This window comes from Mesorhizobium sp. GW821-FHT07A06 (assembly GCF_059419085.1).
Genome location: NZ_JBWKRC010000002.1, coordinates 591559 through 603587, shown reverse-complemented (window position 1 = coordinate 603587; position 12029 = coordinate 591559). Strand labels below are relative to the sequence as shown.

Annotated in this window: 8 protein-coding genes; 6 read left to right on the top strand and 2 right to left on the bottom strand. The window is 62.9% G+C overall.

Going from position 1 to position 12029, the window contains the following annotated elements:
- The first annotated feature begins 173 nt into the window (after positions 1-173).
- From AC07SZ_RS08360 to AC07SZ_RS08345, 4 genes are all read left to right on the top strand, one after another.
- Positions 174-1832, top strand: coding sequence for an ABC transporter substrate-binding protein (locus AC07SZ_RS08360; protein WP_172373193.1), 1659 nt, complete (start codon positions 174-176; stop codon positions 1830-1832).
- Between the two features lie 149 nt (positions 1833-1981).
- Positions 1982-3016, top strand: a complete 1035-nt coding sequence (locus AC07SZ_RS08355; RefSeq protein WP_056571884.1) for an ABC transporter permease — start codon at positions 1982-1984, stop codon at positions 3014-3016.
- An 11-nt stretch (positions 3017-3027) separates the two neighbouring features.
- Entirely contained in the window at positions 3028-4185 is a 1158-nt protein-coding gene (locus tag AC07SZ_RS08350) for an ABC transporter permease (RefSeq protein ID WP_056571887.1), read from the top strand.
- Between the two features lie 48 nt (positions 4186-4233).
- Positions 4234-6588, top strand: a complete 2355-nt coding sequence (locus AC07SZ_RS08345) for a dipeptide ABC transporter ATP-binding protein (RefSeq protein WP_494913938.1) — start codon at positions 4234-4236, stop codon at positions 6586-6588.
- 12 nt (positions 6589-6600) lie between these two features.
- Here AC07SZ_RS08345 and AC07SZ_RS08340 read toward each other — a convergent pair whose 3' ends face one another.
- A complete protein-coding gene (locus AC07SZ_RS08340; RefSeq protein ID WP_056571892.1) occupies positions 6601-7191 on the bottom strand; it encodes a transglycosylase SLT domain-containing protein in 591 nt (196 codons plus the stop codon).
- Between the two features lie 217 nt (positions 7192-7408).
- Here AC07SZ_RS08340 and AC07SZ_RS08335 point away from each other — a divergent pair, with 217 nt between their 5' ends.
- Together AC07SZ_RS08335 and AC07SZ_RS08330 are read left to right on the top strand one after the other, a co-directional pair.
- Positions 7409-8947 carry a trimethylamine methyltransferase family protein gene (locus tag AC07SZ_RS08335; protein ID WP_494913937.1) on the top strand — a complete coding sequence of 513 codons (1539 nt, stop codon included), beginning with the start codon at positions 7409-7411 and terminating at the stop codon, positions 8945-8947.
- Positions 8948-9004: 57 nt separating this feature from the next.
- The gene (locus tag AC07SZ_RS08330; RefSeq protein ID WP_494913936.1) at positions 9005-11431 is read left to right on the top strand and encodes a GcvT family protein; all 2427 of its coding nucleotides are present in this window, start codon (positions 9005-9007) and stop codon (positions 11429-11431) included.
- Positions 11432-11454: 23 nt separating this feature from the next.
- Here AC07SZ_RS08330 and AC07SZ_RS08325 read toward each other — a convergent pair whose 3' ends face one another.
- Positions 11455-11847, bottom strand: coding sequence for a DoxX family protein (locus AC07SZ_RS08325; RefSeq protein WP_494913935.1), 393 nt, complete (start codon positions 11845-11847; stop codon positions 11455-11457).
- Positions 11848-12029 lie beyond the last annotated feature (182 nt).

Below are 12029 nucleotides of genomic sequence, written 5' to 3'. Positions count from 1 at the left end.
TGGGCGGAATCTGGGCGCACTAGCAATTTTGCGTCAAGACTGTCGCTATCGCGCGTACCGCTCCCTTTTCAAAGTTGCACATTCCCTAACATGTTCCCATTCCAAGCCATCTTTGACATCATGGCCTGGATGCGGAATGTTAATCGGCGGAAAGCCAACAATGGGAGTTAGTCATGACAATCTATAAAAGTAACGGCGACAGCGTTCCGGATCACATCCTGGCCATGGCCGAAGAAGCCAAGGCGGGAACAGTGGACCGCCGCGAATTCCTGGCGCTTGCCAGCGTCTTCGGTGCGTCGACGGCCATGGCTTACGGTCTGCTCGGCCTCGCCGCCCCGACGCCGGCCAGGGCCGAGGACGTGCAGGGTAAGAAGGGCGGCGTGATCAAGGTCGCCATGTCGGTCAAGGATCCCAAGGATCCGCGCACGGCGGACTGGTCGGAGATTTCCAATGCCGAGCGCCAGGCGCTCGAACCGCTGGTGAAATACACCAAGGAGTACACCTTCGCGCCGTATCTGCTGGCGAGCTGGGACATCAACGACGACGCCACCGAATACACGCTGCATGTGCGGCCAGGCGTCGAATGGAACAATGGCGACAAGTTCACGGCCGACGACGTGATCCACAATTTCACTCGCTGGGCCGACAAGTCCGCCGAAGGCAACTCGATGCCGGGGCGCCTCGGCAGCCTCGTCGATGATACGACCAAGAAGCTGCGCGAAGGCTCGGTCGTCAAGGTTGACGACATGACGGTCAAGCTCAAGCTGACCAAGCCGGATATCGCCATCATCCCGAACCTGTGCGACTATCCCGGCCTCATCGTCCACAAGACCTTCGACGAGAAGGGCGCGAACTTCAAGAACTGCCCGATCGGCACCGGTCCGTTCGAACTCGTGTCCTACGATGTCGGCCAGAAGGTCGTCTACAAGCGCCGCACGACCGGCAAGTGGTGGCAGGGCGAGGCCTTCCTCGACGGCGTCGAGTTTATCGACTACGGCACCGATCCGGCTGCGACGGTTTCGGCCTTCGAATCGGGCGAAGTGCACACCAACCACGAGACGACCGCCGACTACGTCAAGATCATCGAAGGCGTCGGCGCGCCGGCCTCGGAAGTTGTGACCGCGGCCACCGTGGTGTCGCGTTTCAACGTCAACGCCAAGCCTTATGGCGACCAGAAGGTGCGTCAGGCGATGTGCTTGGCCGTCGACAATTCGGTGGTGCTGCAGCTTGGTTACGGCAACGCCGGAACGCCGGCCGAAAACCACCATGTCGCGCCGATCCATCCGGAATATGTCGAACTGCCGAAGATCAAGCGCGACATCGCCAAGGCCAAGCAGATGCTGACGGAAGCCGGCGTGATCGATTTCGAGCACGAGCTGATCAGCAATGACGAGGACTACCACAAGAACACCACGGACGCGATCGCGGCCCAGCTGCGCGAGGCCGGCATCAAGGTGAAGCGCACCGTGCTGCCGAGCTCGACCTTCTGGAACGACTGGACGAAGTATCCGTTCTCTGAGACCAACTGGAACATGCGTCCGCTGGGCATCCAGGTCATCGCCATCGCCTACCGCACGGGCGAGGCCTGGAACGAGACGGCCTACGCCAATCCGGACTTCGACAAGAAGGTCAACGAGGCGCTCGGGATCGCCGATGCGGAGAAGCGCAAGGTGGTGATGAAGGACATCGAGCAGATGCTGCAGGATTCCGGCATCATCATCCAGCCTTACTGGCGCAAGCTCTACATCAACATCAAGCCCGAGGTGAAGAACCACTCGATGCACCCCACCTACGAGCATGACTTCGGCAAGGTCTGGCTCGATCAGGCGTGACCCACAGCTTGATGAATGCGAAGGGCATCGCCCTTCGCATTCGCAGGATCGCCGCCGTTGCATGAGATGCAGCGGCGGCGTGACGTCGCAAGGTTTTCGTCACAGGGTTGACCATATCTGACCCCAACCCGGCCGGCAGGGGGGCACGCATGTTCTCATTCATCATCAGACGCATCGGCACGATCCTGCTCACGATGCTGTGCCTGACGCTGGTCGTCTTCTTCCTCGTCAATCTCGAACCCAACCTGAAGAAGCTGGCGATCAGCCAGACCGAAATGCACACATCGGCCGATCAGCTCGAAAGCTGGCTGGTCAACCATGGCTACCGTCAGAACTTTTTCTCGCGCTATGGCCAGTGGCTCGGCGTGCTGCCCAAGCAGCCGATCACCGATCCGGCGACCGGCAAGACGACCCAGCGCTTCACCTTCTGCAACGACCCGACCGTGCCGACATTCTCCGGCGTGATCGAGGGCGATTTCGGCTGCTCGACAAAGTTCAAGACCACGGTCGCGGCCAAGCTGTTCCCGGCGCTCGGCGCCACCGGCATCCTGATGTTCTGGGTGCTGGTGGTGATGGTGCCGGTTTCGCTGCTGATCGGCATTCTCGCCGGCATGCGCGAGGGTTCACGAACCGACCGGGTGCTTTCTGTTGCCTCGATCGCCTCGACGGCGACGCCTGAATATGTGTCGGGCGTCATCTTCACCGTCGTCTTCGCCTCCTGGCTCGGCTGGCTGAACGGCTCGGCCGCCTCGGCGAGCCAGGGCATCACCTTCTACAATTTCACGCTGCCGGTGATCACGCTGGCGATCTACGGCATCGGCTACATCGCGCGCATGACGCGCGCCTCGATGGTCGAGGTGATGACGCAGCAATATATCCGCACCGCGCGGTTGAAGGGCCTTTCCTTTCGCGGCGTGGTGGTCAAGCACGCGCTGCGCAACGCGCTGATAGCGCCCTTCACCGTCATCATGCTGCAGTTTCCCTGGCTGCTCACCGGCGTCGTCATCGTCGAGGTCATGTTCCGCTACCAGGGCTTCGGCTACACGCTGGTCGAGGCCGCCGGCAACAACGACATCGATCTCTTGCTCGGCTGTTCGCTGGTCTCGGTGTTCATCGTCCTGATCACGCAGCTCATTTCCGATGTCGGCTACGCGTTCCTCAATCCGCGCATCCGGGTTCAGTAGGGAGAAGGCGCATGCAAGCTCAATATATCGGCGCCTCCACCATCATCCTCGAAGTGCTGTGGCGCTTCTGGCCGGTCTGGGTCGCGCTCGCCATCGTCATGGGGGCGAGCTTTCTCTACAAGAAGAAGCTGGCGCTCTATGGCCAGCTTTTCGACAGCGGCGTCGGCATAGCGGGGGTGTTCATCTGCCTGTTCTGGCTGTTCACGGCGATCTTTGCCTCGACCATCTCGCCGTTCGATCCGCTGGGCCAGATCCCGATCATGAAGGACACGCTGCCGGGCGCCATCGAGCCGCAATCGGGGCTCGTCTATCTCTTCGGCGGCGACAAGCTGGCGCGCGACGTGTTTTCGCGAATGGTCTATGGCAGCCAGATCGTGCTGATCATCGCACCGGCGGCAACCGGTTTCGCGCTGATGGTCGGCATCACGCTCGGCCTGCCGGCCGGCTATTACGGCGGCAAGATCGATTCCATCCTGTCGTTCCTGGCCAACCTCGTTCTGGCCTTCCCCGTGATCCTGCTGTTCTACCTGCTGGTGACGCCCGGGATCATGGACACGCCGATCCCCTATGCGCTGGCCGGCGTCTTCTTCCTGTTTCCGATCATCTTCTTCTGCGTCCTGTTCTGGACGCGCTTCAAGAACCGGCCGGACCGGATCTACATCCTGCTCGGCCTGACGCTGATCGTTGGCGGCTGGATCTATCTCGGCCTTGTCTTCGACAGGGACCCGCTGCACATCGTGCATATCGACCCCAACCAGCTCAACATCTTCGTGGCGGTGGTGTTCGCCTCCAGCCCCGGCGTGTTCCGCATCGTGCGCGGCCTGGTGATGGACATCAAGACGCGCGACTATGTGGCGGCGGCGCAGACGCGTGGTGAATCACCCTGGTACATCATGCTGTGGGAGATCCTGCCCAATGCGCGCGGCCCGCTGATCGTCGATGCCTGCCTGCGCATTGGCTACACCACGATCCTGCTCGGGACGCTCGGCTATTTCGGCCTCGGCCTGGCGCCGGAAAGCCCTGACTGGGGCACGGCGATCAAGGATGCCAGCCGGCTGCTGCGCTCCTTCATCCATCCGGCGCTGCCACCGACGATCGCGTTGATGTCGTTCGTGCTGGGGCTCAACCTGCTGGCCGACTCGCTGCGCGAGCAATCGATGAAAGACTGATTGACGGGCCTTGGCCCGCCTCTGGTATAATTTGGATTGGAGCGACCCATGAACGAGGCAGTTCGAAATCCCGACAAGCCGACCCCTGGGCCGACCCCTGGGCCGAGCACTGCGCCGATCATCGAAATCGAGAACCTGTCGATCTCCTTCTTCACCCGCAAGGGCGAGATACCGGCCGTCATGGATTTTTCCTGCACGGTCATGCCCGGCGAAGCGATGGGCATCGTCGGCGAATCCGGTTGCGGCAAGTCGACCGTGTCGCTCGGTATCATGCGCGACCTCTCCAACATCGGGAAGATCGTCGGCGGCAAGATCAAGTTCCAGGGCAAGGATATGGGCGAGCTCTCCGAGGAGGAGCTGCGCGCCATCCGCGGCAACAAGATCGCCATGATCTACCAGGAGCCGATGGCCAGCCTCAATCCGGCGATGAAGATCGGCCAGCAGCTTATGGAAGTGCCGCTGATCCACGACAAGGTGTCGAAGGAAGAGGCCTATAGACGCGCGGTCGAAATGGTGCGCTCGGTCAAGCTGCCGGACCCCGAGCGCATGATGCGCTCCTATCCGCACCAGCTGTCGGGCGGCCAGCAGCAGCGTATCGTCATTGCCATGGCGCTGCTGTCGAAGCCGGCGCTGCTTCTGCTCGACGAGCCGACGACGGCGCTCGACGTGACGGTGGAGGCGGGTATCGTCGAACTGGTCAAGGGGCTGGGCGAAAAGTTCGGTACCTCGATGATCTTCGTCTCGCACAATCTGGGCCTCATCCTCGAGACTTGCGACAGGATCACGGTCATGTATTCGGGCGAGGCGGTCGAGACCGGCAAGATCAAGGACGTCTTCGACCGCATGCGCCATCCCTACACGCAGGGGCTGTTCCGCTCGATCCCGCTGCCGGGCGCCGACAAGAATTCACGGCCGCTGATCGCCATTCCGGGCCAGTTGCCGCTGCCGCACGAGCGGCCCAAGGGCTGCAATTTCGGCCCGCGCTGCCACCATTTCGTCGAGGGCGTCTGCAACGCCGCCGAAATCCCCATGGTCGAGGTCGCCGGCCATGACGGCCATTTCTCGCGTTGCGTGCGCTTCAACGAGATCGACTGGGAAGCGTTGCCTCCCGGCGCAAAGAAGGTCAATGAGCGTGTCGTGCCCGGCGCGCCGGTGCTCAAGATCGAGGATCTGAGGAAGTACTACAAGGTCGGCGGCAGCGAGGTGTTCGGGTCGAGCGAAGGCCGTGTCGTCAAGGCCAACGAGACCATCTCCTTCATGGCGCGCGAATCCGAGACGGTCGCCATCGTCGGCGAATCCGGCTGCGGAAAGTCGACGCTGGCCAAGGTTCTGCTCGGCCTGGAGACGGCAAGTGCAGGCACGGTGACGCTGGGCAACAAGGAGATCCAGTCGACCGGCATCGAGAAGCGCAGCGTCGATACCGTGTCCTCGATCCAGATGGTGTTCCAGAACCCGTTCGACACGCTTAATCCCAGCCATTCGGTCGGCTCGCAGATCATCCGCACGCTGGAGAAGTTCAACGTCGGCAAGACGGTCGCCGACCGGCGCAAGCGCATGCTGGAACTGCTCGACCTGGTGAAGCTGCCGCGCGCCTTCGAGACGCGCAAGCCGCGCCAGCTTTCCGGTGGCCAGAAGCAGCGCATCGGCGTGGCGCGCGCCTTTGCCGGCGACGCCAAGGTGGTGGTGGCCGACGAGCCGGTCTCCGCACTCGACGTGTCGGTGCAGGCGGCGGTGACCGAACTGTTGATGGATATCCAGCGCAAGAACAAGACGACGATGCTGTTCATCAGCCACGATCTGTCCGTCGTGCGCTATATCGCGGACCGCGTCGTCGTTATGTATCTCGGCTATATCGTCGAGCAAGGCACGACCGACCAGATCTTCGCGCCGCCCTATCATCCATATACCGAGGCGCTGCTGTCGGCGATCCCGATCGCCGACACCAGCGTGGTCAAGAAGCACATCGTGCTGGAGGGCGACATCCCGTCGGCGATGAATCCGCCGTCTGGCTGCCCATTCCAGACACGCTGCGGCTACAAGAAGCTCGTGCCCGACAATCTGTGCGAGACCAAGGTGCCCCCGGTCAAGCATCTCGGTGACGGCCATATGAGCTTGTGCTGGCTGGCCGATGACGTGCTGGCGAAGATGGAGCCGGTGATCAAGTTCGACAAGGAACACGCCGCGCATGAGGGCGTGCCGGACGATGCGCACGGCACCGGGCCCGGTTTGGCCGGGACAGCGCCCAACCGGCCGCGTGGCAAAACGGGCAGCGCGGAAGCCGACCAGATCGGGGACGCCGTGGAGCAGGGCGAGGCCGGCATGCGGGCCCGTCGCCACGAAGTCCGCGACGAGGTCTCCGAAACCGGTGTTTCGAAGCCGAAAGACACGACGAGGCGGCACTAACCTAGGCAGGTATCAGGAGCCGCATTGCCGTAGCTGAGCTTCATAGTCTCGGGCCATCTTGTCGGTGGCCCGGGCGTAACCCTGCACCCCGGCGTCGCCGCGGTTGCCGCGGCCATAGGCGGTCCAGCCGAGATAGTAGGCGAGGTAGAGATTGTAGGTGTCGTTGCGGGCGACGCCGTAGGTGTCTGATGTCTTGGAATGATACCAGCCGACGAAGTCGACGGCGTCGGCGAATTTGGTGCGCCGCGCCGCCCAGTTGCCGGTCTCTCGCTGATATTGCGACCATGTGCCGTCCAGCGCCTGCGAGAAGCCGGTGGCCGACGAGACGTGCTTCCAGGGAATGAAGCCGAGCAGCTTGGTGCGCGGCGGCCGGGCATTGCTCTTGAAGCCCGATTCCTTGCGCACCGTCGCCATCAGCACGGGGACGGGGATGCCGTATTTCCGCTCTGTCCGTTCGGCCGCCGACTGCCAATTGTCGAACCAGCCGTCATTCTGGTCGAAGACGGCACAGACATTGTTGATATGGCTGGGCGCGGTCGCGCAGGCCGACAATGCCAGCAACACGCCAACCGCTACAATTTTACTAAAACTCGACCTACGCATTGGATGAGCAATAGGCCGAAATCATAAAGGGAATCTTGCCGGCTCCGTTAATGCTCCGCGGCCATCAGCGCTCGGGAAAATGCCATATCGGCATTCCGACGCCCTCTGTCGCTTTTTATAAAATGACACTGCGAAGATGCCGCCTTGACTAAAATCGCGCCTGTAAGCGGCGTATTTCCGACAGCTTGCCTGGTTTGCCGAAGCTTTGATGCCAGGCATGAATGAACCAAGACGCAAGCGCGGCGCCGAGCGCACCAGCAACCGGGGCCCAGCGCCCATCCCGCAACTACCGCAAAGGCGCGTGAGGAACCCCTATCCGCCAATGGCGCTGCTTTCGTCCGACCAGATCGAGGCGATCCACCAGGCGTCGATGCATGTATTGGAGAATTTCGGCATCGAGCTGATGAGCCCCCGGGCGCTGTCGCTGTTCGAGAAAGCCGGCGCCAGGGTCGACCATGCGACAGCCAATGTCCGCATCGATCGCGGCATGGTCGACGAGGCGCTGAAGACCACACGGCCCACCTATACGCTGACACCACGCAACCCGGCCAACACAATCCATCTGGGCGGCAACACCATCAATTTCACCCTCGTTGCCGGGCCGCCCAATGTGCACGACATGGAGCGAGGCCGCCGCGCAGGAAACTTGCGCGACTATGCCGACCTGACCCGGCTGGCGCAGCATTTCAACTGCGTCCACATGCTCGGCAACCAGGTCTGCGCGCCGGTCGAGCTGCCGGCCAATTCGCGCCATCTCGACACCTACTTCACCAATCTGACGCTGAGCGACAAGAGTTTCCATGTCTCGGCGATCGGCCGGGGCAGGGCGCTGGACGGTATCGAGATGATGGCGATCGCGCGCGGGCTGACGCTGGACCAGTTGCGGGAAGATCCCGGCATCGCCACCATCATCTCGGTCAACTCGCCGCGCCGCTTCGACGAGATGATGGCCGAGGGGCTGATGACGATGGCCGAGTTCGGCCAGTCGGTGGCGGTGACGCCGTTCACCCTGATGGGGGCGATGAGCCCGGTGACACTGGCGGGCGCCTTGGCGCAGCAGAACGCCGAGGCGCTGTTCGGCGTCGTGCTGACGCAGTTGGTGCGACCCGGTGCGCCGGTCATGTATGGCGCCTTCACATCCAATGTCGACATGAAGTCCGGGGCGCCGGCCTTCGGCACGCCTGAAAACACCAAGGCAAACATCGCCTCGGGGCAATTGGCCCGGCGCTACGGCCTGCCGTACCGGACAACGCCGGGCTCGGCCTCCAACGCCGCCGATGCGCAAGGCGCCTATGAGACGCTGATGGCGCTGTGGGGCGCCGTGCTCGGCCATGGCAACCTCGTCTATCACGCCGCCGGCTGGCAGGAGGGCGGGCTGACGGCGTCGTTCGAGAAGTTCATCATCGATGTCGAGATGATCCAGCACATGATGGAGTTCCTGCGGCCGATCGAAGTCAACGAGGCCGAGCTTGCCGTCGAGGCGCTGGGCGCGGTGCCGACCGGCGGCCATTTCTTCGGCGAGCCGCACACGCTGGAGCGCTACGCCACCGCCTTCTACCAGCCGATGCTGTCCAACTGGCAGAATTTCGAGGCCTGGCAGGAGGCAGGTGGGCTCGACGCAACGGCGCGCGCGACGCGGCTGTGGAAGAAGGCGCTCGAGGACTATGTCAAGCCGGCGATGGATATCGCCGTTCGTGAGGCGCTGGAGGCCTATGTGGCCAAGCGTAAGGAAGCGATCGGGCAGGGCGAGCCGTGATGCCTTCCGTCCTGATTCCACTTTCCCCTCCAATCCATTGATATCAGAGAAAAATCCATGAAGTCGCATGCAAAGGTCGTGGTCATTGGCGGCGGTGTCGTCGGGTGCTCCGTGCTGTTCCATCTCGCCCGCCATGGCTGGACCGACGTGGTGCTGCTGGAACGCGACGAACTGACCTCGGGTTCGACCTGGCACGCGGCCGGCGGCATGCATACGATCAATGGCGATCCCAATGTCGCCAAGCTGCAGAAATACACGATCAGCCTCTACAAGGAGATCGAGGAGCTGTCGGGCCAGGCCACCGGCGTGCATCTGACCGGCGGCGTGCTTCTGGCGGCGACCGAGGCGCGGCTGGACTGGCTGCGCGGCGTCGTCGCCAAGGGACGCTATCTCGGCATCGACCTGGAAGTGATTTCGCCTGCCGAGGCGGCCGAACTGATGCCGCTGATCGATCCCAAGCAATTCGTCGGCGCCGTCAGAAACAAGGAGGACGGCCATCTCGATCCCTCGGGCGTCACGCATGCCTATGCCAAGGCCGCGCGCAAGCTCGGCGCGGAGGTCGAGCGCTTCACCAAGGTCGAGGACATCGTGCGGCGGCCCGACGGGATGTGGCGCGTCATCACCAACAAGGGCGAGGTGGTGGCCGAGCATGTCGTCAACGCCGGCGGCCTGTGGGCGCGCGAAGTCGGCCGCATGGTCGGGCTCGAACTGCCGGTGCTGGCCATGGAGCACATGTACCTGATCACCGAGGACATGCCGGAGGTCGCCGCCTGGAACGCCAAGACCGGCACCGAGATCATCCATGCGGTCGATTTCGACGGCGAGCTTTACCTGCGCCAGGAGCGCGGCGGCATGCTGATGGGCACCTACGAGAAGGCCAACAAGCCATGGTCCGAATACCAGACGCCATGGAATTTCGGCCATGAACTGCTCGATCCCGACATCGACCGCATCGCGCCGTCTCTCGAGGTCGGATTCCGCCACTTCCCGGCTTTCCAGCACACCGGCATCAAGCAGATCATCAACGGGCCCTTCACCTTCGCGCCCGACGGCAACCCGCTTGTCGGGCCGGTGCGCGGCCTGCCGGGCTTCTGGGTCGCCTGCGGCGTCATGGCCGGCTTCAGCCAGGGCGGCGGCGTCGGCCTGGCACTGTCCAACTGGATGATCGAGGGTGATCCCGGCGCCGACATATGGGCCATGGATGTGGCACGCTATGGCGACTGGGCTGGAATGGCCTACACCAATGCCAAGGTGCGCGAGAACTATTCCAGGCGGTTTTCGATCCGCTTCCCCAATGAGGAACTGCCGGCCGGACGGCCGCTGAAGACGACCCCCGTCTATGACCTCTTGTCGGCCAGGGGTGCGCAGTGGGGTGTCGCCTATGGGCTGGAAGTGCCGCTTTGGTACGCGCCGGAGGGCATCAAGGATGAGTTCTCGTGGCGGCGTTCAAGCGATTTCACCCATGTTGCGAGGGAAGTCGCAACCGTGCGCGGCGGCGTCGGTCTGGCGGAGATTTCGAGTTTCGCCAAATACAAGGTGACGGGCGAGGGGGCGGCTGCCTGGCTCGACCGGATGCTCGCCTGCAAACTGCCGAAACCCGGCCGCATGACGCTGGCCCCGATGCTGAAGGAGGACGGCAGGCTGATCGGCGATTTCACGCTGGCCAATCTGGGCGCCAATAGCTGGTTCCTCGCTGGCTCCGGCATTGCCGAGCAGTATCATATGCGCTGGTTCGAGGCGCACCTGCCTGGAGATGGCTCGGTTCATATCGAGGCGCTGGGCGCGAAGCTCACCGGTCTTGCCATTGCCGGCCCGAAGGCGAGGGACGTGCTGGCCAAGGTCAGTCGCGCCGATGTCTCCAACGCGGCGTTTCCGTTCATGGCGGCGGCGAGGATGGATATCGGCATGTCGCCGTGCCTTGTCGGCCGCGTCAGCTATACCGGCGATCTCGGCTACGAGATCTGGGTGGCGCCCGAATACCAGCGCGCGGCTTATCATGCGCTGGTGGCGGCGGGCGAGGAGTTCAGCATCGGCCTGTTCGGTTCGCGCGCGCTCAACGCGCTGCGGCTGGAGAAGAACTACGGCTCATGGGGACGCGAATACCGGCCGATCTATGGGCCGCTGGAAGCCGGGCTCGACCGTTTCGTCGCCTATGGCAAGGACGCCGATTTCATAGGGAAGGCGGCGGCGCTGGCCGAGCGCAAGCAAGGCGGGAAACTGCGGCTGCGCGCCTTCATCGTCGATGCGGACGATGCCGATGTCATCGGCGACGAGCCGATCTGGTTCGGCGGGGCGGTGCGTGGCTGGGTGACGTCCGGCGGCTTCGCGCATCATTCGAAAAAGTCGGTCGCCGTCGGCTATGTGCCGAAAGAGATCGCCGACGAGAGCGACGGATTCGAGATCGAATTGCTGGGCAAGCGTCACGCGGCGCGCATCCAGGCGGCGCCGCTGTTCGATGCGAATTTCGAACGGATGCGGGGGTGAGGCTCACCCCCGCGGCATGGGCATCACGCGTTGCGGCGATTGTCGAGCGCGAAGGCGCCGGCGCCGGCGAAGACCAGATAGAGAAAGATGAAGCAGAACGAGATCGCCGCATCGCCGCTGTTGTTGACGGGGAAGAAGTCGCGCGGATAGTGCGCCATGAAATAGGCGATCGCCATCTCGCCGGCCAGAAGAAACGCGACGGGCCGCGTGAACAGGCCCAGTGCCAGCAGGATGCCGCCGGCGAATTCGAGGATACCCGCGGTGAGCGACAGGCTGTTCAGGGCATGAGGTTGGGCGCTTAGCGGGAAGTTGAACAGTTTCTGGCTGCCATGCTCGATGAACTGCAGCGCGGTCATGATACGCAGCACGCCGAGTGCCTGCGGCTGGTATCTGGCAAGGCCTTCAAAAAGTTTCATCCGAACTCCATTTTCACCCTCCCGGCCCGGCGATAGATTATCGCCCAGCGACGGACCATTCACTTCCGTTGGCATGTCATCAACAATCGGTGATTGGAAATGTTCCCCGGTATGCCCTTCCCATATTCTTCTCGCCTGGGTTGCATTTGTATCGCAAAGGTTGTATTAGCATAAGCGCTCTG